Here is a 21,069-nt window from a genome sequence, read left to right on the forward strand (position 1 = left end):
TCCTGACCGCGACACGCCGAAGGCGTGCGCGCATTGTCAGGTGCCCGGAGCGGCGAGGGCGCGCACGTAGTCCACGAGGGTCGCTGTCGCGGTTCCGGTGGCCCCGGGGGTGATGTGCCCCGTCGCGCCGCCGCCGTGCCACGAGGGACCGGCGATGTCGAGGTGCGCCCACGGCAGCCCGCCGGTGAACTCCCGCAGGAAGGCCGCGGCGAACAGCCCGCCGCCCCAGCGGATGAAGTCGAACTGTGCCAGGTCCGCGATCTTCGAGGAACGGATCCGCTCATCCATGATCTCGGGCAGCGGCATCGGCCAGGCATCCTCGCCGGAGACCTCGGCCGCGGCGAGGATCGCCTCGACCATCCCGGGCGTGCCCATCACGCCGGTGATCTTGTCGCCCAGCGCCGTCACCATGTGCCCGGTGAGGGTGGCGACGTCGACGATCGCGTCGGGGGAGACCTCGGTCGCACGGACCAGGGCGTCGGCCAGTACGAGCCGTCCCTCGGCGTCGGCGTTGAGCATCTCCGAGGTGGTGCCGCCGTAGTGCGTGATCACGTCGCCGGGCCGCATGGCGGCGCCCGAGATCATGTTCTCCGCCATCGGGACGAACGCCGAGACGCGCACGGGCAGGCCGAGGCGGGCGATCACCAGGGTCGCCTGTACGACGGAGGCGGCTCCGTGCATGTCGGTCTTCATGTGGGTCATTGCGCCGCCGGGCTTGATGGTCAGGCCGCCGGTGTCGTAGGTGATCCCCTTGCCGACGAAGGCGACGTGCGCGATGGGGTCCTCGGGCTGATAGCTCAGCTCGACCAGGCGCGGAGGGGCGACCGAGGCCGCTCCGACGGCGAGGATGCCGCCGCAGCCGAGCTCTGCGAGCTGCTGCTCGTCGTACACGGTGGCCGACACCCCGGGGACCTCGGCCGCAGCGGCGACCACGGCGTCGGCGAACACGGGCGGGGTCAGGTCGGCGGCAGGGGTGTTCACCCAGTCGCGGACCGTGCCGACCGCCGCGGCGAGCACCTGAGCCTGCTCGAAGGCCGAGACCGCCTCGGCCTGCCGGGCGATGGGGGAGAGGAGGATGACGTCGGCCGGGGCCTGGCTCTCGGCACCGCTCTTGTAGACGGTGAAGGCATACCCACCGAGGATGCTCCCCTCGGTCACGCCGCGCACGAGCTCGGCCGAGTCGGCCGGCAGTGCGATCGCCACCGACGTCACGTTGGGTACGGCGCGGGCCGCGACGCCGGCAGCCCGCCGTACGGCCGCCGCATTCACCGTCGACCCGAGGCCGACGAGCACGAGCAGCTGTGCCGCCATCGCCTCACCGGCAGGCAGGCGGGTGACCTCGCCGGCCTTCCCACTGACGCCCAGGGAGGCCAGCAGCCCGCGGAGCTTGCGACCGTAGGTGTGCGCCACGTCCTCGGCGCCGGCGGCCAGCTCCGGGCCCTTCGCGCCCTGCACGACGCCGACCACGACGGCCTCGGCACGGGTCTTGGTGGGGCTGGCGGTGCGCAGGCTGTAGGACGTCACGTCCGGCAGCCTACCTACGGTAGTTTCGAGGCCATGTCCGACGCCGATGAACTGCTCACCTCACCCCTCCACGACCGTCATGTCGCGCTCGGCGCGAAGTTCGGCGAGTTCGGCGGCTGGTCGATGCCGCTGGAGTACGGCGGTACTCGAGGCGGGGTCGTCAAGGAGCACGCCGCCGTGCGTGAGGCGGTCGGGATCTTCGACGTCAGCCACCTCGGCAAGGCGAGCGTCAGGGGTGCCGGCGCGGCCGAGTTCGTGAACGCCACGCTCTCCAACGACCTGCGCCGGATCGCACCGGGCAAGGCCCAGTACACGCTGTGCATCGACGACCTGACAGGCGGCATCGTCGACGACCTGATCGCCTACTACAAGGACGACGACAACGTCTTCCTCATACCCAACGCCGCCAACACCGCCGAGGTGGTGCGTCGGTTGGCCGAGGCCGCGCCCGAAGGTGTGGAGGTGACCAGCCAGCACCGCGACTTCGTCGTGCTCGCTGTGCAGGGACCGAGGTCGGACGAGGTGCTGGCCGGGGTCGGGCTGCCGTCCGGGCACGATGCGACACCCGTCGACTACATGAGCTTCGTCGAGGCCTCCTTCACCAGCGCGACGGGGGAGACCAGTGACGTGATCGTCTGCCGCACCGGCTACACCGGCGAGCGGGGGTATGAGCTGGTCGCCGCCAACGACGTCGCCATCGCGCTCTGGGACGCACTGGTCGCCGCCGGGGAGGAGGTCGGTCTGGTGCCGTGCGGTCTCGGTGCGCGCGACACCCTGCGCACCGAGATGGGCTACCCGCTGCACGGCCAGGACATCTCACCGACGATCAACCCGCTCGAGGGCGGCGTCGGGTGGGCCGTCGGCTGGAAGAAGGACGCGTTCTGGGGCCGTGAGGTGCTGGCACCGATCAAGGCGTCCGGCCCGACCCGTGTGCTGCGCGGCATCCTCGCCACCGGGCGCGGCATCCCGCGGCCGCACATGGCGGTGTCGCTGACCCCCGACCTTCTGGTCGGGGAGGTCACCTCCGGTACCTTCAGCCCGACGCTGCGCAAGGGCATCGGCCTCGCGCTCGTCTCCACGAGCGTCGATCCCGACGCCGAGATCGGCGTCGATGTGCGTGGCCGGCGCGAGGTCTTCCAGCTCACCTCGACGCCGTTCGTCCCCTCCCACGTCCGAGAGGCCTGATCGTGTCCCTTCCTGATGTGCCCTCACCCTTCCATCCGCCGACGCCGCCCGAGCACTCGTGGTGGTGGCGCCTGGAGAACGCATCGGGTGAGGAGGTGAAGGTCAGCGAGGAGTACGCCGGGCAGCGGTTCGCCTCCCAGGGCGATGCCGAGTCCTGGGTCGGGGAGTTCTGGCACGAGCTCGCCGAGCAGGGCGTGACCGCCGTCGTACTGCTCGAGCACGACCGACAGGTCTACGGGCCCATGTCGCTGAGCGCGGACGGCTGATGTCGACCTCCTTCGACCAGGAGATCCTCGACGAGCAGGACGGCTATCAGAAGAGCCTGGGGCGCCGCCAGGTCCAGATGATCGCGATCGGCGGTGCGATCGGCACGGGTCTCTTCCTCGGCTCGGCCGCCAGGCTCAACACCACCGGGCCGGCCCTGCTGATCAGCTACGCGGCCGTCGGCGTGATCGCCTACTTCCTGATGCGCGCCCTCGGCGAGCTGGTCCTGCACCGCGCCACGTCGGGTGCGTTCGTCTCCTACACGCGCGAGTTCTACGGCGAGCTCGGCGCCTACGTCACCGGCTGGATGTACTGGCTGAACTGGGCGCTGACCGGCATCGCCGACCTCTCCGCGGTCGGCCTCTACGTCAAGCACTTCGACAAGAGCATGCCCGCGTGGATCACGGTGCTGATCGCGCTCGCCGTCGTACTGGTGGTCAACCTGCTCTCGGCCAAGGCGTTCGGCGAGTTCGAGTTCTGGGCCTCCCTGCTCAAAGTGGGCGCGATCCTCGCCTTCATCCTGGTGGGCCTGGTCGTGGTCATCGGCGGGCTGCACATCGGCGGCCATCAGGCCGGCTTCGCGAACCTCTGGGACAACCCGGGCGGTTTCTGGCCCTCGACCGGTGACTTCCACTGGTACGGCCCGATCCTGATCATGTCGAGTGTCGTCTTCGCCTATGCCGCCATCGAGATGGTCGCCGTCGCCGCCGGTGAGATGCAGGATCCCGACCGTGAGGTCCCGCGTGCGGTGAACGCCGTGGTGCTCCGCATCGGCGTCTTCTACGTCGGCTCGATCCTGCTGCTGGTCGCGATGCTGCCCACCTCGGACTACAAGTCCGGCACCAGCCCGTTCGTCACGGTCTTCGACAGGCTGGGCTTCGGTGGGATCGGCGACGTGGTGCAGGCGATCCTGATCGTCGCCGCGATGTCGAGCCTCAACTCCGGGCTCTACTCGACCGGCCGGGTGCTGCGCAGCCTCGGCATGGCCAAGCAGGCGCCGGGCTTCACGCTGCGGATGAGCGCCAGCGGGGTTCCCTACGCCGGCATCTTGATGACCGCCGTCGTCTATGCGCTGGGTGCGATCCTCAACGCGGTCGCGCCGGGGTCGGCCTTCGACATCGCGCTGGAGTGCGCCTCGATCGGCGTGCTGGCGACCTGGTCGGCGATCTTCCTGTGCCAGATCAGGCTCAGACAGCTGAGCGACCGAGGCGTGATCCCGGCCAGCTCGTTCCAGGCCCCAGGATCGCCGTACACCAGCATCATCGGGTTGATCTTCGTCGGCTTCGTGGTGGTCGGGATGGCGATCTCGGGCTGGCAGGAGTCGCCCGGCTTCTGGCACAAGACCGACTTCCTGGTGGTGGTGCTCGGCCTGCCGACGATCGTCGTCCTGCTCACCCTCGGCTGGCTCTACGCCCGGCCCAAGGTGGTGGCCAACACCGGTAACCGGCTCGGCTCCCGCTGGACGCTCGACGGTCCCCGGTACGCCGAGGACGACGGCGCCGATGCGCCTGCGGGAGCGAGCGCTCACGGCGCCGCCGGCCAGTCGCGGAACGGCCCGATGCGGCCGTGACGCCTGGGGCTGAGGGGCCGTCGGTTACCGGTGGGTTAGCGCCAAGGCTCGAATTCCGTCCATAATGCGCCCCGTCATGTCTCGCATGCCAGATCGGGCGGCGCGACGTGCCGTCCCCGCACAGTCTTGACTAGGACTCTTCATGGATCGCTTCTTCCGCATCAGCGAGCGCGGCAGCACTGTTCGCACCGAGATCCTCGGTGGTCTCGTCACGTTCGCGACGATGGCCTACATCGTCGCCCTGAACCCCGCCATCCTCGGCGGGGTGAAGGACGCCGCCGGCCTGACCCTCGACCAGACCCAGCTCGTCACCGTCACCGCGCTCGTCGCCGCCGTGATGACGATCGCGATGGGCCTGTTCGCCAACGTGCCGATGGCACTGGCGGCGGGCCTCGGCGTCAACGCCTTCGTGGCCTACACCCTGGTCGCCGGCCGCGGCCTGAGCTGGGCCGACGCCATGGGCGTGATTGTGATCGAGGGTGTCGTCATGCTCGTGCTGGTCCTGGTGGGACTGCGCGAGGCGATCATGAACGCCATCCCCGACGCCCTCAAGCGCGCCATCGGCGCCGGTATCGGCCTGTTCATCGCGCTGATCGGCTTCGTCGACGGCGGCATCGTGATCCACCCGGAGGGCGGCGGCACCGTCGTCGCGCTGAGCGACCACTTCCGCAGCTGGAACACGCTCGTCTTCGCCGTCACCCTGCTCGTGGTCGCCATCTTGATGGCTCGCAAGATCCCGGGCGCCCTGCTGATCGGCATCGTCGTCGGCACGGTGGTCGCGCTCATCGTCAACGGCGCTGCCGACGGCACCCCTGTCGCCGGTGCGACCTGGCCGCACAAGGTCTTCGCCACGCCCGACTTCCACCTCGTCGGCGACGCCCGCTTCCACGTCTTCGACGTGCTCGGCTGGGGCGCCGCGATCGGTCTGATCCTGACCGTCCTGATGGCGAACTTCTTCGACGCCATGGGCACCGCGCTGGCCATCGGCCGCGAGGCCGACCTGGTCGACGAGGACGGTCGCCTGCCGCAGATGCGCAACGTCCTGATCGTCGAGTCGGTCGGCGCGATCGCCGGTGGTGCGGCCTCGGCGTCCTCGAACACCATCTTCGTGGAGAGCACCGCCGGCGCCGCCCAGGGCGCCAAGACCGGCCTGGCGAACATCGTGACCGGCGGGCTCTTCCTGCTCGCGATGTTCCTCTCGCCGATCGTCGGCATCATCCCGTCCTCGGCCACCGGCCCGGCGCTGGTGATCGTCGGTGCGCTGATGATCAGCCAGGTCGCGGGCATCGACTGGCAGGACATGGGCGTGGCGGTGCCGGCCTTCGTCACCATCACGCTGATGCCGTTCACCTACTCGATCGCGAACGGCGTCGGTGCCGGCATCGTCACCTTCGTGCTGATCGCGCTGGGTCGTGGCAAGTGGCGTGAGGTCCACCCGCTGCTCGCCGTGGTGGGTGCCTTCTTCGTCTGGTACTTCCTGCGCGGCGTCGTCTGAGGTCTCCGTAGCAACACCCGGGACCGCGCGGTCCTCACCACTCCAGCAGGCGTACGCCGGGAGCGGTGAGGGCCGGGCGGTCTGCTGTCACCAGGCGGGGCTCATGGGCCAGGTCGAGGAGATGTCGAGGGATACCGTCGCCACATGCGTGCTTTCCGACAGGTCGACGTCTTCTCCTCCGAGCCGCTGCTCGGCAATCCGGTCGCGGTCGTGCACGACGCGCAGGGCCTCAGTGACGAGCAGCTGGCGGCGTTCGCCCGTTGGACCAACCTCTCCGAGACGACCTTCCTGCTGCCGCCCACGAGGCCCGAGGCGGACTACCGGCTGCGGATCTTCACGCCCGGCGGCGAGCTGCCGTTCGCCGGGCACCCGACCCTCGGCTCGGCACACGCGTGGCTGGAGAACGGCGGAGTCGCTCGCGGGCCGAGGATCGTCCAGGAGTGCGGAGTCGGCCTGGTCGAGCTGCGTAGGGAGGACGATCAGCTGGCCTTCGCGGCCCCGGATCGGCTGCGCTCCGGTCCGGTCGCCGAAGACGACCTCGCACGCATCGCCGACGGTCTCAGGATCGGCCCCGACGAGATCGTCGCTGCCGAGTGGGTCGACAACGGCCCGGGCTGGGTCGCCGTCCTGCTCGCGGACGCCGCAGCCGTGCTCTCGATCTGGCCCGACCCCGGCGCGCTCGGCGACCTGGCGGTCGGCGTGGTCGGGATCTATCCGGAGGGGGAGTGCGCCATCGAGGTGCGTGCCTTCGTCGGCGGGCTCGGGGTCGACGAGGACCCGGTGACCGGCTCGCTGAACGCCAGCGTCGCGCAGTGGCTGACCGGCAACGGGACGCTGCCCGCGTCGTACGTCGCGAGCCAGGGTACGGCGCTGGGCCGTCGCGGGCGGGTGCACATCTCCACCGACCCCGACGGTGTCATCTGGGTCGGCGGCGACACCCGTACGACGATCACAGGCAGCGTCGAGCTGGGCTGAGGCGTAGGCGAGCGGGTGAGCGCGCTGCGCGGCTAGGCTGGCGCCCGTGCAGTCCTACCTCGACCTCCTGGCCCGGATCCTCGACGAAGGCGTGGAGAAGTCCGACCGCACCGGCACCGGCACGCTCAGCGTCTTCGGGCACCAGACCCGCTACGACCTCTCGGCCGGGTTCCCGCTGCTGACGACGAAGAAGATCCACACCCGCTCGGTCTTCGGCGAGCTGCTGTGGTTCCTGCGCGGGGACACGAACGTCAAGTGGCTGCAGGACCGCAACATCACGATCTGGGACGAGTGGGCCGACGAGAACGGCGACCTCGGCCCGGTATACGGTGCGCAGTGGCGCTCCTGGCCGACCCCCGATGGTCGCCACATCGACCAGCTGCGCGAGGTCATCGACCAAATCGGCACCAACCCCGACTCGCGTCGCCTGGTGGTCTCGGCCTGGAACCCCGCCGACATCCCCGACATGGCGTTGGCGCCGTGCCACGCGCTCTTCCAGTTCTACGTCAGCCCCCAGGAGGACGGACCCGGCCGGTTGAGCTGCCAGCTCTACCAGCGCAGCGCCGATGTCTTCCTCGGCGTGCCGTTCAACATCGCCTCCTACGCGCTGCTGACCCACATGGTCGCCCAGGTCGCGGGCCTCGAGGTGGGCGACTTCGTGCACACCCTCGGGGACGCCCACCTCTACCTCAACCATCTCGACCAGGCCCGCGAGCAGCTCACCCGGACCCCACGCGAGCTGCCGCGGCTGGTGCTCAACCCCGACGTGCGCGAGATCGACACCTTCGAGCTCGAGGACATCAGCGTCGAGGGCTACGACCCGCACCCCGCGATCAAGGCACCGATCAGTGTCTGAGGCCGTTCGGCGGGTCGTCCTGGTGGCGGCCGTCGCGGACAACGGCGTGATCGGCAACGGCCCCGACATCCCGTGGCGGATCCCGGGCGAGCAGGCAGAGTTCAAGGCGCTGACCTGGGGGCACACGCTGCTGATGGGCCGGACCACCTTCGAGTCGATCGGCCGGCCGCTGCCGGGCCGCAGCACGATCGTGCTCACCCGGGACCGCTCGTGGGCGCACGAGGGCGTGCAGGTCGCCGGGGACGTCGACGCGGCACTGGACCTGGCTGCGCAGCTCTCGGGTGAGGTGATGGTGGCCGGGGGAGCGCAGGTCTATGCCTCCGCGATGCCGCACGCCACCGAGCAGGTGCTGACCCGCGTCCACCTGACCCCGGAGGGCGACGTCCGCTATCCGGCGTACGACGAGGACGAGTGGCGTGAGACCGCGCGCGAGTCCCACGACCTCTACGACCGCGTCTTCCTGGTGCGCCGGGCGGCGACCGCGTGAGCGGGCTGCTCGACCGCGTCAGCCTGCTGCTGACCCGGCTGCGGTGGACGATCAGCGTCCCGATCATCGCCGCCCTCGAGCTGCTCCTCACCTGGGGAAGCCACCCGCACGGACTGGTCGTCGCGCTCATCGCCGTCCTGCTGATCGGGGCCGTGCTCGCCTCGGTGCACCACGCCGAGGTGGTGGCCCACCAGGTCGGCGAGCCGATGGGCTCGTTGCTGCTCGCCGTCTCGGTGACGGTGATCGAGGTCGGGCTGATCGTCACCCTGATGGCAGCCGGTGGCTCGGGTACCGACTCGCTGGCGCGCGACACCGTGTTCTCCGCGGCGATGATCTGCCTCAACGGCATCGCCGGTGGCGCGCTGCTGATCGGGGCGGTGCGGCACCGACTCGCGGTGTTCAACCCCGAGGGGACCGGTGCGGCGCTGGCCACCGTGAGCACCATCGCGGTGCTGTGCCTGGTGCTGCCGCGGTTCACCACCTCGCACCCCGGGCCGATCTTCACCGGCGCCCAGCTGACCTTCGCCGGTCTCGCCTCGTTGCTGGTCTACGTCCTCTTCGTGCTCACGCAGACCGGCCGCTACCGCGACTTCTTCCTGCCGGTCGCGGCCGACGGCACCGTGCGCGATGCCGACGAGGACGGCCACGCCGACCCGCCGGGCATGCGTTCGGCGCTGATCAGTGCCGCTGCCCTCGTCCTGGCGCTGGTCGCGGTGGTCGGGCTGGCCAAGGTCGAGTCGGGCGCGATCAAGGACGGTGTGCACGCCCTCGGGATGCCCGACACCGTGGTCGGCGTGGTGATCGCGCTGCTGGTGCTGCTGCCCGAGAGCATCGCCGCCTTCCGGCACGCGATGGCCGACCGGGTGCAGATCAGCCTCAACCTGGCCTACGGTTCGGCGATGGCCTCGATCGGCCTCACCATCCCGGCGATCGCGGTGGCCTCGATCTGGATCGACGGTGACCTCGTCCTGGGCCTGGATCCGACCCAGATCGTGCTGCTGGCGATCTCCCTGGTGGTCGGGACGCTCACCGTCGTTCCCGGCCGGGCGAAGACGCTGCACGGCGGGCTGCACCTGGTCCTGCTGGCCGCGTTCGTCTTCCTCTCGGCCAGCCCGTAGGACTGCCCGTTCAGCGGCCGAGCAGCCTCAGCGCCTCCCGCCACGGGTCGGCACTGTCGCCAGCCTCGGTGCTACCGGTCTCGACCGGTGCAGCGAAGACGCCCGGCGTACCGCCCGGCCGGGCCGCGATCATCCGCGCGCTGGCGAGCACGGTCTCGGCCACCTCTGGCGGCGGTCGGTAGTCCTCGTCGAGCGCCTTGGCGACGTCCCAGGCGTGCACCGCACAGTCGAGGACCTGCATCCCGAGCGCCGTGGTGGCGGTGACCTCGCGGTCGAACTCGGCGAGTCGCAGCACACGCTCCGGGTCCGCTTCCCGGAAGGCGGTCCGCAACCGATCGGCGGACTCCTCCCAACGCGGCCGGATCTCGCCCGCGCCCAACTCCGGGGCGGCGTACGCCGAAGGTGGGGCGTCGCCGTCGCGCACAGCCGCGGCGAAGCCCGCGTTCTGCCCGATCATGTGCCCGATCAGGGCGCGGAGGTCCCAGTCGGCGCACGGTGTGGGGCGGCCGAGATCGGTCGCGGCGGCGCGGATCACCAGCACACCGGCGTCGCCGAGGGCCTTCTCGAAGAGCGGGCGGAGCTGCTCCATCGTCATCATGCCCACATCATAAACCTGTGTAGATGATCTGTCTGCGGGTATGATCCGCCAGCATGGACCGACCCGATCTCGGCACGATGACCGCCCGCCTGCTGCGCGAGATCGTGCGCCTCGAGACGCCGATCCTCGCCGCGTCCGGCCTGGAGATGTGGGACTACGTCGTCCTCGCCGCCCTCCTGGGCGGAGACGCCGCCACCCAGCGCGAGCTGGCCGCTGCGACCGGCCGCGACCAGACCCGCCTCATCCGCAACCTCGACGGGCTGGAGGAGCGCGGCCTCATCACGCGTTCACCGGACCCGGCCGACCGGCGCAACAAGGTGGTGGCGCTGACCGGGTCGGGGCGCGACCTGGTCGGCGCGTGCCGCGCACGGATCCGCGTGATGGAGACCGAGCTGCTCTTGTCGCTGCCCGCCGACGAACGGGCGGCTCTGGAGCGTGCGCTGGTGAGGCTGGTCGGCAACCCCTGACGGCGAGACGCTGGGAGTGTCCTGGCAGAGTGAGCGCCATGGAGCTGCGCATCTTCACCGAGCCGCAACAGGGCGCGACGTACGACGACCTGATCACCCTCGCCCAGGAGGCCGAGCGACTCGGCTTCGGGGCGTTCTTCCGGTCGGACCACTACCTCAAGATGGGCGACGTCACCGGCGAGCCCGGCCCGTCCGACGCGTGGATCACGCTGGCCGGTATCGCCCGCGAGACCTCCACGATCCGACTCGGCACGCTCGTCACCAGCGCCACCTTCCGCCATCCGGGCCCGCTGGCGGTGACCGTGGCGGGAGTCGACCAGATGTCCGGCGGCCGGGTCGACTTCGGCCTCGGGGCCGGCTGGTTCGAGCAGGAGCACCAGGCCTACGGCATCCCGTTCCCGGCGACCGGCGAGCGCTTCGACCGGCTCGAGGAGCAGCTCGAGCTCATCACCGGTCTCTGGGCGGCAGAGGGCAGCTACGACTTCGCCGGTGAGCACTACCAGCTCGTGGAGAGCCCGGCGCTACCCAAGCCCGTCCAGCGCAGCGGCCACCGCGGCACCATCCCGGTCGTCGTCGGCGGGCACGGCAAGAAGCGCACTCCGGCCCTCGCCGCGGCGTACGCCGATGAGTTCAACGTGCCGTTCGCCGACGTGGAGGCGACCCGGACGCAGTTCGGCCGTGTCGCCCGGGCGGTGGAGGCCGCCGGCCGCGATGCCGCGAGCATGACCTACAGCGCCGCCCAGGTGCTGTGCGTCGGCGCGGACGAGGCGGAGCTCGAGCGGCGCGCCACCGCGATCGGCCGGGACAAGGACGAGCTGCGCGAGAACGGCCTGGCCGGCACGCCCGACGAGGTGATCGGCAAGATCAAGGCGTTCGAGGGCGCCGGCGCCGTCCGGCTCTACCTGCAGGTGCTCGATCTCACCGACCTCGATCACCTCCGCCTGGTGGCGCGTGACGTCATGCCGGCGATCTGAGCGATACCCTTGGGCTCATGACCTCCGCCGCTCCGTTCGGGACCGTCCTGACCGCCATGGTCACCGTCTATAAGCAGGACGGTTCGGTCGACCTCGAGCAGACCCAGAAGGTCGCGCGACACCTCGTCGACCACGGCCACGACGGCCTGGTGGTCTCCGGCACCACCGGCGAGTCCGCGACGACCACCGTCGCCGAGGACGCCGAGACGTTGGCCGCGGTCAAGGACGCGGTCGGCGACAGGGCCAAGATCGTGGCAGGTGTGGGCACCAATGACACCCGCACCAGCATCGAGCTTGCCCGCCAGGCCGAGAAGGTGGGCGCGGACGGGCTGCTGCTCGTCACGCCCTACTACAACAAGCCCGGGCAGCGCGGCATCGCCCAGCACTTCCAGCAGGTCGCCGCGGCCACCGGCGTACCGATCATGCTCTACGACGTGCCTGGACGCACGGGCAGCACGATCTCCTACGACGTCTACCGCGAGGCGATCGGCTGGGACACCGTCGTCGCCGCCAAGGAGGCGACCGGCGACCTGGCACGCGGGACCAAGCTGATCGACCTGGGCTTCTCGCTCTATTCCGGTGACGACGCGCTCAACCTGGCGTGGCTCGCGCACGGCGCGACCGGCGTGGTCAGCGTCGCCGGGCACGTGGCCGGCGACCTGCTGCGGACCATGGTCGACGCGATGGCCGCCGGCGACGTGGCGACCGCCCGAAAGACGTATGCGCGGATGCTCCCCGCGATCGACGCCATCATGGGCGTCCCCAACTACGGAGCGACCACGGCGAAGGCCGCCCTCGAGCTCACCGGCGTCATCGACAACCGTTCCGTCCGATCGCCACTGGTGGCGTTGGACGACGACGAGGTCGAGGCACTCCGCGTGGGGCTGGTGGCGGCGGGCCTTCTTTGATCGAAAGGGCTTCATGAGCCACCCCCATCCTGAGCTCTCCGCGCCCGCCGCGCTGCCCGAGGGCGCCCTGCGGGTGATCCCGCTGGGCGGTCTCGGCGAGGTCGGCCGGAACATGACGGTCTTCGAGTACGCCGGCAGGCTGCTCATCGTCGACTGTGGCGTCCTCTTCCCGGAGGACCACCAGCCCGGCGTCGACCTGATCCTGCCGGACTGGTCCTACATCCGGGAGCGCCTCGCCGACGTCGAGGCACTGGTCCTGACCCACGGGCACGAGGACCACATCGGCGCCACGCCGTACCTGCTGCGTGAGCGCGGGAACATCCCGCTGGTCGGCTCCAAGCTGACCCTTGCGCTGCTGGGCTCCAAGTTGCGCGAGCACCGACTCCGGGAGACGGTGCACCACGAGGTCAAGGAGGGGATGCGGATCAGCTTCGGTCCCTTCGACCTCGAGTTCGTCGCGGTCAACCACTCCATCCCGGACGCCCTCGCCGTCGCGATCCGCACGGATGCGGGAATGGTGCTGCACACCGGCGACTTCAAGATGGACCAGCTGCCGCTGGACGGCCGGATCACCGACCTGCGCTCCTTCGCGCGGTTGGGGGAGGAGGGCGTCGACCTCTTCCTGACCGACTCCACCAATGCGGAGGTCCCCGGCTTCACCACGGCCGAGAAGAAGATCACCCCCGCGATCGAGCAGGTCTTCCGCGAGTCGGAGCAGCGCATCATCGTGGCCTGCTTCGCCTCCCACGTGCACCGCGTGCAGCAGATCCTGGATGCGGCGGTGAAGCACGGCCGCAAGGTCGGGTACGTCGGGCGTTCCATGGTCCGCAACATGCAGATCGCCTCAGACCTGGGCTACCTGCACGTGCCGGAGGGCGTGATCGTCGACGCCAAGCAGCTGGCCGAGCTGGCGCCCGAGCGGCAGGTGCTGATCTCGACCGGTTCGCAGGGCGAGCCGATGTCGGCGCTGTCGCGGATCTCCAACGGCACCCACAACTTCGTCCAGATCGCGCCCGGTGACACGGTGCTGCTGGCCTCCTCGCTGATCCCGGGCAACGAGAACGCCGTCTACCGGGTGATCAACGGGCTGGCTCGGCTCGGCGCCAACGTGGTGCACAAGGGCAACGCGCTGGTGCACGTGTCCGGGCACGCCTCCGCGGGCGAGCTGCTCTACTGCTACAACATCGTGCGGCCGCGCAACGTCATGCCGGTCCACGGAGAGATCCGGCACCTCCTCGCCAACGGCGACCTGGCTCGTGCAGTCGGGATCGACAACGTGGTCATCGCCGAGGACGGCGTCGTGGTCGACCTGGTCGACGGCGTCGCCGAGGTGGCAGGCAAGGTCGAGTGCGGCTACGTGTTCGTGGACGGCACCTCGGTCGGCGACATCACCGAGTCCGAGCTCAAGGACCGCCGGATCCTCGGCGAGGAGGGCTTCATCTCGGTGATCGTGGTCGTCGACTCGGTCAGCGGCAAGGTCTCGGCGGGCCCGGAGATCCACGCCCGCGGCAACGCGTGGGACGCCGGCGCCTTCGAGGAGATCAAACAGCCGATCGTGGATGCGATCAACCGCGCGGTCGCCGAGGGTGCCACCGACACCTACCAGATGCAGCAGGCCATCCGACGTACGATCGGGCGCTGGGTCTCCGACACCCACCGTCGTCGGCCGATGATCATCCCGGTGGTCCTGGAGGCCTGACCCGAATCGGTCGAAATGGCCCGCGAGTCGGTAGAAATGGCCGCCGAGTCGGCACCCCTGAAGGTGCAGACTCGGCGGCCATTTCCGCAAAGTCGGCGTGAGGGGTGTGAGCGACACGCACTCCTGTGGTGCGTGTGACAGGTGTGATCACCAAATAGGGTGCTGACTATGGCGACCCGTACGTCTTCCCCGCCGGGTTCGCGGAACACCAGCACGTCGTCCTCGACTGGCACAGGCCCGCGCCCCCGGAGTACCGGCACCACCCGTGCCGCTTCCAAGGCTCCTGCACGCGGCAACAGCCGCGGCAAGAGCTCCGCACGCCGTCCCGCCGCGCGTCCGGCACCACGTGCCGTGCGCAACGGGCGTGGACCGGTCGCGCGACTCTTCGACGGGATCGCCCGGCTGATCGTCACGATCTGGATGGGTATCGCCCGCGGCGTCGGTGCGGTGACGCGCAGCGTCGGGCACACCGCCCGTGAGCTCGAGCCCGAGCACCGCCGCGACGGCGTCGGCCTCTTCCTGCTGGCCATGTCGGTCGTGGTCGTGGCCGCCGTGTGGTTCCAGCTCAGCGGTCGGGTCTTCCACATCACCCGCGTCGCTGTCGCCGGCAGCGTCGGCAAGGTCGGCTGGCTGGTGCCGCTCGGCCTGGTCTACGTCGGCGTGCGCACGATGCGCGACCCGCTCAAGGGCGGACCGGTCGGGCGCCAGGTGGTCGGCTGGTCGGCGCTGGCCCTCGGTGTCCTGGGCATCGTCCAGATCGCCAACGGCAACCCGCAGCCGGTCAACGGCGACTCCACCGACCTGCAGGCCGCCGGTGGCGCCATCGGGTACGTCGTGGCGAGCCTCCTGCTCGACCTGCTCCGCTCCAACCTGGTCGTGGTCCCGCTGCTGGTGCTGCTGGCCTTCTTCGGCGTGCTGGTCATCACCGCCACCCCGCTCTACCAGGTGCCGAGCCGGCTCGCTGAGTTCCGCGACCGCGCGCTGGGCCTAGAGCACGACGACGAGGAGCCCTACGAGGAGCTCTTCGACGAGGGCAAGCCGCGTCGTCGCCGCTCCGCCAAGCTCTTCGCCGACGAGACCGACAGCCGGATCGAGGTGCCGGCGTACGACACCCCGGTGCTCGACGAGCCGAAGGCGACGCCCAAGCGGAAGCGCGGCAAGCGTGTCGACAAGCTCGATGACCAGGACGCACGCGACCGCGACGCGCTGGACCTCGCGCAGGAGTTCAGCAGCGTGGACGCGCTGTCCGGTGACGTCGGCATCGACCTGTTCGACGACTCCGTCGTCGCCGCGGGCATGGTCGCCGGCGCCGGGCTGACCGGCTTCGACGAGGACGACGAGGACGGCCGCGAGCGCACCAACCCGAGGCTGAAGAAGATCCCGGCCAAGGAGAGGCAGCCCGAGAAGGCCGAGAAGGCCCAGCTCGAGCCGCCGCCGCACGCCCAGCTGCCGCAGCGGGTCGAGCAGCTCTCCCTCTCCGGCGACATCACCTACACGCTGCCGGACAGCTCGGTGCTCAAGGCCGGCGACGCGCACCAGCCCCGATCCAAGGCCAGCGACGACGTCGTCGACCGGCTGCAGTCGGTGCTCGACGAGTTCAGCATCGACGCCCGCGTCACCGACTACACCCGTGGTCCGACCGTGACCCGCTACGTGGTCGAGGTGGGCACGGGCGTCAAGGTCGAGAAGATCCTCGGCATCCAGAAGAACATCGCCTATGCAGTCGCCTCGGCCGATGTGCGCATCCTCAGCCCGATCCCGGGCAAGTCCGCGGTCGGTGTCGAGATCCCGAACCGGGACAAGGAGATCGTCTCGCTCGGCGACGTGCTGCGCTCGAACGCGGCGCGCAGCCACACCCACCCGATGGTGGTCGGGCTCGGCAAGGACGTCGAGGGCGGTTTCGTCGTCGCCAACCTGGCCAAGATGCCGCACCTGCTCGTGGCGGGTGCCACCGGCTCGGGCAAGTCGTCGTTCATCAACTCGATGATCACCAGCATCTTGATGCGCTCCACCCCGGACGAGGTCCGGATGATCATGGTCGACCCCAAGCGGGTCGAGCTGACCGCCTACGAGGGCGTCCCGCACCTGATCACCCCGATCATCACCAACCCGAAGAAGGCCGCCGAGGCGCTGGAGTGGGTGTGCCGCGAGATGGACATGCGGTACGACGACCTGGCCAACTTCGGCTTCCGGCACATCGACGACTTCAACAAGGCGGTCCGGGCCGGCAAGGTCGAGGTGCCGCCGGGCAGCGAGCGCGTGCTCTCGCCGTACCCCTATCTGCTGGTCGTGATCGACGAGCTTGCCGACCTGATGATGGTCGCCCCGCGTGACGTCGAGTCGTCGGTCGTGCGGATCACCCAGCTGGCGCGTGCGGCGGGCATCCACCTGATCCTGGCGACGCAGCGACCCTCGGTCGATGTCGTCACCGGCCTGATCAAGGCGAACGTGCCCTCGCGTCTCGCCTTCGCGACCTCGTCGCTGGCGGACTCGCGCGTCGTGCTCGACCAGCCAGGTGCGGAGAAGCTGGTCGGTCAGGGCGACGGCCTGTTCCTGCCCATGGGTGCCTCCAAGCCGATCCGTGTGCAGGGCTCGTGGGTCGGCGACAGCGAGATCGAGCAGGTCGTCAAGCACGTCAAGGGCCAGCTCGAGCCGACCTATCGCGAGGACGTCACCGCGCCCGCTGAGTCCAAGCGGGTGCTCGACGACGACATCGGCGACGACCTCGACCTGGTCGTGCAGGCCATCGAGCTGGTCGTCTCCACGCAGTTCGGCTCGACGTCGATGCTGCAGCGCAAGCTGCGTGTCGGCTTCGCCAAGGCCGGACGACTCATGGACATCATGGAGAGCCGCGGCGTGGTCGGTCCCTCCGAGGGCTCCAAGGCCCGAGACGTGCTCGTCAAGCCCGACGAGATCGACAGCGTGATCGCCACCATTCAGGGAGAGATGTGATGGTCGAGGTACGACGCAACACCCGGCTCGCGGCGGTGCTCGCGGTAGCCGCGCTGCTGCTCGGGATCGGCTTCGTCCTGCGCGGCGGGGGCTCGGTCCTCGTCGGCGCGCTGCTGCTCCTGCTCGGTCTGGCACATGCCTGGCTCGCCTGGGACGCCCGCACGCCGTTGGCCGTCGTGGACGAGCACGGTGTCCGGATGCGGCTGGGCCGCACCTGGCGCGGTCTGCCCTGGAGCGAGATCGACGAGGTCGAGCACCAGCCTCGGCCGGCCGGTCCGAAGGGCTGGTGGCGCGACGGGCGGCTCACCGTGCTGCCGGTCGACAACGCCGCCCAGCTCGACGGCCTCTCCGGCACCGCACTGCGGCTGGGTCGGCTCGCTGAGCGGCTGTACGGCGCGCCGTTCGCCGTACCGCTCGGGCTCGGGACGACCGTGGTGGGTGCGGACGAGGGCCTGACCGACACCCTGCTCGCGCTGGCCCCTGTCGAGGTCGACGTCGTCGAGATCGACCCGAGCCTGGCCGACGCCAACGCCGACGTCTCCGACCTGTCCGACACCGCCGAGCGACCCCTCATCGCCGCCTACGCGGCCGACGAAGACGGTGGCCTGGAGGGTGGACTGGAGCGTACCGCCGACGGTGGGCTCGAGGGTGGACTCGAGAACGTCACCGACGGTGGCCTCGAGGGTGGACTGGAGAACGTCGCCGAGCCGACCGTGACCATCGTGCGCCCCAGCGCGACACCCAGCCCGCTGCGCGAGCCCACCGTGGCCGTGCGTGCCGAGGTCGTCGGCAGTGCGGACATGCCCGCGGCGCAGGCGTCGGACGTGACTCAGTTCGTCCGGATGAGCCCCGAGGTCGAGCACCAGGTCGTCTTCGACGACCTGGTCGACTCGGGCATCATCCCGGCAGCTGACCCCGTCATCGGCCCCAAGCTGGCCACGGCCCGCGAACGGGTCGGCCTGAGCGTCGACGAGCTCGCCGGGCGCACCCGGATCCGGCCGCACGTGATCGAGTCGATCGAGGTCGACGACTTCGCTCCGTGCGGCGGCGACTTCTACGCCCGTGGTCACCTGCGCACCCTCGCGCGGGTGCTGGGCGTCGACTCGGCCCCCTTGCTCGCCGAGTACGACGCGACCTATGCGCATGCGCCGGTCGATGCCCGTGCGGTGTTCGAGGCGGAGCTGGCCAGCAGCCATGGCGGCGGCCTGCGCCCCATGCGTGGCGGACCCAACTGGTCCGTGCTCGTCGCGGCGGTGATGGGCGTGGTCCTGGTCTGGTCCGTGGCCCGTCTGGTGATGGCGGGCTCGCCCGCCTCGCCGGCTCCGCAGATCAGCCTCGACAGCGGCTCCGCGGGGACCACCAGCCCGTACGGCAAGAGCGCCGCTCCGGTGCCGGTCGTGCTCACGGCCGCAGGCGGTGGCGCCCAGGTCGTCGTCCGGGACAGCTCTGGGACAGTCGTCTTCACCGGTGACCTGGCCTTCGGCCAGAGCAAGTCGCTGAAGGTCTCGCCGCCCGTGCGCGTGCAGACCTCCGACGGCTCGCTGGCCGTCTCGATCAAGGGCAGCAAGGCTGCTGCGATCGGGACCATCGGCAAGTCGGCGCAGAAGACCTACACCGCCGACTGAACCACGCCTGATATCGGCATCGGGAGGGCCTCGCGAATAGCCGCGAGGCCCTCTCGCGCGTCATACTCGATGTGCGATGACGACCGATCAACTGCTTTCCGTGGCCATGGTGACCCTCGGGTGCACCCGTAACGAGGTCGACTCCGAGGAGCTCGCCGGTCGTCTCCAGGCGGGCGGCTTCCGCCTCGTCGCGGACCCCGCCGATGCCGACACCGTGGTGGTCAACACCTGCGGCTTCGTCGAGCAGGCCAAGAAGGACTCCGTCGACACGCTGCTCGAGGCAGCCGACCTCAAGGCCTCTGCCAACCACGGCGGCAAGGCCCAGGCCGTGGTCGCGGTCGGCTGCATGGCCGAGCGCTACGGCAAGGAGCTCGCTGACTCGCTGCCCGAGGCGGACGCGGTGCTCGGCTTCGACGACTACCCGGACATCGCAGCCAAGCTGCGCGCCATCGTCGCCGGTGGCCATCACGAGGCGCACACGCCATCCGACCGGCGGCTGCTGCTGCCGATCAGCCCGGTCGAGCGCGACGCCTCGACGATCTCGGTCCCCGGCATGGGCGACGCGACGACCGATGCGGCCTCCGCGGTGGTGACGGGCATGCTCGGCGGCGCGATGAAGGACTTCTCCGCTGTCCGCGCCCGCCTCGACGACGCCCCGTGGGCGCCGCTGAAGCTGGCCAGCGGCTGTGACCGGCGCTGCACCTTCTGCGCCATCCCGAGCTTCCGCGGCTCCTTCGTCTCGCGTCGGCCGAGCGACGTGCTGCACGAGGCTCGCTGGTTGGCCGAGCAGGGCGTCAAGGAGCTCTTCCTGGTCTCGGAGAACTCCACCTCCTACGGCAAGGACCTCGGTGACCTGCGGCTGCTCGAGTCGCTGCTGCCCGAGCTGGCCGCGGTCGACGGCATCGAGCGGGTGCGCGTGTCCTACCTCCAGCCCGCCGAGACCAGGCCCGGTCTGATCCAGGCGATCGCCACGACGCCGGGTGTCGCGCCGTACTTCGACCTCTCGTTCCAGCACGCCTCCAACGCGGTGCTGCGCCGGATGAAGCGCTTCGGCGATCCCGGCTCCTTCCTCGGACTGCTGGACCAGGTCCGGCAGCTGGCGCCCGACGCGGGCGTCCGGTCCAACGTGATCGTCGGCTTCCCGGGAGAGACCGAGGAGGACCTGGAGATCCTCTGCGACTTCCTCGAGGCCGCCCGACTCGACGTCACCGGCGTCTTCGGTTACTCCGACGAGGACGGCACCGAGGCCGCCGGGTTCACCGACAAGCTCGACGAGGACGAGGTCGCAGCCCGTGCGGCACACGTCAGTGCGCTGGTCGAGGAGCTCACCTCGCAGCGGGCCGAGGAGCGGATCGGCGAGGCTGTCGAGGTGCTCGTCGAGGAGGTCGACGGCGACGAGATCGTCGGCCGTGCCGCTCACCAGGGACCCGACGTGGATGGCATGACCACCCTCGTCGGCGACATCGCCGGCGTACGACGCGGCGATCTGGTTCGCGCTGTGGTCGTGGCCAGCGAGGGCGTCGACCTGACCGCCCAGGTCTGACCGCTAGGGTCTGGGGCATGTCTCCCAAGCCGGAAGGCGCCTTGCCATCGCACGCACCGGACGACGCTCGCCAAGGCGCCGACTTGAGAGACAGGCCCCGCCCGTGACCGAGACCCAGGCCGCACAGCCCAGCAACTGGAACGTGCCCAACGTGTTGACCACACTGCGGATCGTGCTGGTCCCGTTCTTCGCCTGGGCCCTGCTGATCGACGGCGGCGACTCGGCGAAGTGGCGGCTGGTCGCGTGGGCGATCTTCTTCGTCGCGATGGTGACCGACAAGATCGACGGCGATCTGGCCCGCAAGCACAACCTGATCACGAACTTCGGCAAGATCGCCGACCCGATCGCCGACAAGGCGATCACCGGGATGGCGTTCATCGGCCTCTCGATCGTCGGCGAGGTGTGGTGGTGGGTGACGATCCTGGTGCTGATCCGGGAGTGGAGCGTCACCTTCGTCCGGCTCGCCGTCGCCTCCAAGATCGTGATCGCTGCCGACACCCTCGGCAAGTGGAAGACCTTCATCCAGGCCATCGCGCTGGGTGGTCTGGTGCTGCCCCTCCGCGATCCCGACGCCGCCGACTGGTGGGACGTCCCCGGCCAGGTGCTCCATGCCGGCTTCGAGATCTGCTTGGCAGTCGCGGTCGTGCTCACGTTCTGGTCCGGTGCTCAGTTCTACGCGAGCATCTGGCGCCAGCGCGCCAACCTGCGCTGAGCGCGACTCGGCGCCCCCGCGTTACCGTCGGGTAAATGTCGAATGACGTTCACCTTTGTGAGGGGTTCTCTCGGGGTTCTCTCAGGCTAGGTTCCCTCGGGTCGGGGTAAAGGCCAG

18 protein-coding genes are annotated in these 21,069 nt (G+C 70.1%); 16 read left to right on the forward strand and 2 right to left on the reverse strand.

What is annotated here, in order from left to right; all coding sequences use genetic code 11:
- Nucleotides 1-36: 36 nt before the first annotated feature.
- Complete coding sequence (locus H036_RS0112735; RefSeq protein WP_017935174.1) at nt 37-1,524, reverse strand: leucyl aminopeptidase; 1,488 nt, start codon at nt 1,522-1,524, stop codon at nt 37-39.
- Between the two features lie 33 nt (nt 1,525-1,557).
- On the opposite strand from H036_RS0112735, the gene gcvT reads away from it, so the two are divergent.
- The 8 genes from gcvT to H036_RS0112775 all read left to right on the forward strand — a co-directional run bounded on the left by gcvT (nt 1,558) and on the right by H036_RS0112775 (nt 9,474).
- Entirely contained in the window at nt 1,558-2,709 is a 1,152-nt protein-coding gene (gcvT, locus tag H036_RS0112740) for a glycine cleavage system aminomethyltransferase GcvT (protein WP_017935175.1), read from the forward strand.
- A gap of 2 nt (nt 2,710-2,711) precedes the next feature.
- Nucleotides 2,712-2,975, forward strand: a complete 264-nt coding sequence (locus H036_RS0112745) for a hypothetical protein (protein ID WP_157417343.1) — start codon at nt 2,712-2,714, stop codon at nt 2,973-2,975.
- The gene (locus tag H036_RS0112750; protein WP_017935177.1) at nt 2,975-4,543 is read left to right on the forward strand and encodes an amino acid permease; all 1,569 of its coding nucleotides are present in this window, start codon (nt 2,975-2,977) and stop codon (nt 4,541-4,543) included. Before H036_RS0112745 ends, H036_RS0112750 begins: the two co-directional genes overlap by 1 nt.
- 142 nt (nt 4,544-4,685) lie before the next feature.
- A complete protein-coding gene (locus H036_RS0112755) occupies nt 4,686-6,038 on the forward strand; it encodes an NCS2 family permease (RefSeq protein ID WP_017935178.1) in 1,353 nt (450 codons plus the stop codon).
- Between the two features lie 144 nt (nt 6,039-6,182).
- The gene (locus tag H036_RS0112760; RefSeq protein WP_017935179.1) at nt 6,183-7,013 is read left to right on the forward strand and encodes a PhzF family phenazine biosynthesis protein; all 831 of its coding nucleotides are present in this window, start codon (nt 6,183-6,185) and stop codon (nt 7,011-7,013) included.
- Between the two features lie 46 nt (nt 7,014-7,059).
- Entirely contained in the window at nt 7,060-7,869 is an 810-nt protein-coding gene (locus H036_RS0112765; protein WP_017935180.1) for a thymidylate synthase, read from the forward strand.
- Nucleotides 7,862-8,356 (forward strand): dihydrofolate reductase, encoded by a 495-nt coding sequence (locus tag H036_RS0112770; protein ID WP_017935181.1) that lies wholly within the window; start codon nt 7,862-7,864, stop codon nt 8,354-8,356. Before H036_RS0112765 ends, H036_RS0112770 begins: the two co-directional genes overlap by 8 nt.
- Entirely contained in the window at nt 8,353-9,474 is a 1,122-nt protein-coding gene (locus tag H036_RS0112775; RefSeq protein WP_017935182.1) for a calcium:proton antiporter, read from the forward strand. Before H036_RS0112770 ends, H036_RS0112775 begins: the two co-directional genes overlap by 4 nt.
- 10 nt (nt 9,475-9,484) lie before the next feature.
- Here the strand turns inward: H036_RS0112775 and H036_RS0112780 are convergent, their stop codons facing one another.
- A complete protein-coding gene (locus tag H036_RS0112780; protein WP_017935183.1) occupies nt 9,485-10,072 on the reverse strand; it encodes a TIGR03086 family metal-binding protein in 588 nt (195 codons plus the stop codon).
- 53 nt (nt 10,073-10,125) lie between these two features.
- Here H036_RS0112780 and H036_RS0112785 point away from each other — a divergent pair, with 53 nt between their 5' ends.
- The 8 genes from H036_RS0112785 (at nt 10,126) to pgsA (ending at nt 20,952) form a co-directional block, all read left to right on the forward strand.
- Nucleotides 10,126-10,539 (forward strand): MarR family winged helix-turn-helix transcriptional regulator, encoded by a 414-nt coding sequence (locus tag H036_RS0112785; protein ID WP_017935184.1) that lies wholly within the window; start codon nt 10,126-10,128, stop codon nt 10,537-10,539.
- A 38-nt stretch (nt 10,540-10,577) separates the two neighbouring features.
- Nucleotides 10,578-11,513, forward strand: a complete 936-nt coding sequence (locus H036_RS0112790; protein ID WP_017935185.1) for an LLM class F420-dependent oxidoreductase — start codon at nt 10,578-10,580, stop codon at nt 11,511-11,513.
- Nucleotides 11,514-11,530: 17 nt separating this feature from the next.
- Nucleotides 11,531-12,421 carry a 4-hydroxy-tetrahydrodipicolinate synthase gene (dapA, locus tag H036_RS0112795; RefSeq protein ID WP_017935186.1) on the forward strand — a complete coding sequence of 297 codons (891 nt, stop codon included), beginning with the start codon at nt 11,531-11,533 and terminating at the stop codon, nt 12,419-12,421.
- Between the two features lie 13 nt (nt 12,422-12,434).
- Nucleotides 12,435-14,120, forward strand: a complete 1,686-nt coding sequence (locus H036_RS0112800) for a ribonuclease J (RefSeq protein ID WP_017935187.1) — start codon at nt 12,435-12,437, stop codon at nt 14,118-14,120.
- 351 nt (nt 14,121-14,471) lie between these two features.
- Nucleotides 14,472-17,072 (forward strand): DNA translocase FtsK, encoded by a 2,601-nt coding sequence (locus H036_RS0112805; protein WP_017935188.1) that lies wholly within the window; start codon nt 14,472-14,474, stop codon nt 17,070-17,072.
- Nucleotides 17,072-18,697, forward strand: coding sequence for a helix-turn-helix domain-containing protein (locus H036_RS24465; protein WP_017935189.1), 1,626 nt, complete (start codon nt 17,072-17,074; stop codon nt 18,695-18,697). The genes H036_RS0112805 and H036_RS24465 overlap by 1 nt, the downstream gene beginning before the upstream one ends.
- A gap of 76 nt (nt 18,698-18,773) precedes the next feature.
- Nucleotides 18,774-20,240 carry a 30S ribosomal protein S12 methylthiotransferase RimO gene (gene rimO, locus H036_RS0112815; RefSeq protein ID WP_017935190.1) on the forward strand — a complete coding sequence of 489 codons (1,467 nt, stop codon included), beginning with the start codon at nt 18,774-18,776 and terminating at the stop codon, nt 20,238-20,240.
- Between the two features lie 103 nt (nt 20,241-20,343).
- Nucleotides 20,344-20,952: a CDP-diacylglycerol--glycerol-3-phosphate 3-phosphatidyltransferase gene (pgsA, locus tag H036_RS0112820; protein WP_017935191.1), complete on the forward strand. Its 609-nt coding sequence runs from the start codon at nt 20,344-20,346 to the stop codon at nt 20,950-20,952.
- Nucleotides 20,953-21,069: the final 117 nt, after the last annotated feature.

The sequence above is a fragment of the Nocardioides sp. Iso805N genome (assembly GCF_000364605.1).
GTDB lineage: Bacteria > Actinomycetota > Actinomycetes > Propionibacteriales > Nocardioidaceae > Nocardioides.

Bases quoted from the DNA above. Each gene is read 5' to 3' on its own strand.
- gcvT (WP_017935175.1), top strand. From the start codon at position 1,558: ATGTCCGACGCCGATGAACTGCTCACCTCACCCCTCCACGACCGTCAT.
- H036_RS0112750 (WP_017935177.1), top strand. From the start codon at position 2,975: ATGTCGACCTCCTTCGACCAGGAGATCCTCGACGAGCAGGACGGCTAT.
- H036_RS0112755 (WP_017935178.1), top strand. From the start codon at position 4,686: ATGGATCGCTTCTTCCGCATCAGCGAGCGCGGCAGCACTGTTCGCACC.
- H036_RS0112760 (WP_017935179.1), top strand. From the start codon at position 6,183: ATGCGTGCTTTCCGACAGGTCGACGTCTTCTCCTCCGAGCCGCTGCTC.
- H036_RS0112780 (WP_017935183.1), bottom strand. From the start codon at position 10,072: ATGATGACGATGGAGCAGCTCCGCCCGCTCTTCGAGAAGGCCCTCGGC.
- H036_RS0112785 (WP_017935184.1), top strand. From the start codon at position 10,126: ATGGACCGACCCGATCTCGGCACGATGACCGCCCGCCTGCTGCGCGAG.
- H036_RS0112790 (WP_017935185.1), top strand. From the start codon at position 10,578: ATGGAGCTGCGCATCTTCACCGAGCCGCAACAGGGCGCGACGTACGAC.
- dapA (WP_017935186.1), top strand. From the start codon at position 11,531: ATGACCTCCGCCGCTCCGTTCGGGACCGTCCTGACCGCCATGGTCACC.
- H036_RS0112800 (WP_017935187.1), top strand. From the start codon at position 12,435: ATGAGCCACCCCCATCCTGAGCTCTCCGCGCCCGCCGCGCTGCCCGAG.
- H036_RS24465 (WP_017935189.1), top strand. From the start codon at position 17,072: ATGGTCGAGGTACGACGCAACACCCGGCTCGCGGCGGTGCTCGCGGTA.
- rimO (WP_017935190.1), top strand. From the start codon at position 18,774: ATGACGACCGATCAACTGCTTTCCGTGGCCATGGTGACCCTCGGGTGC.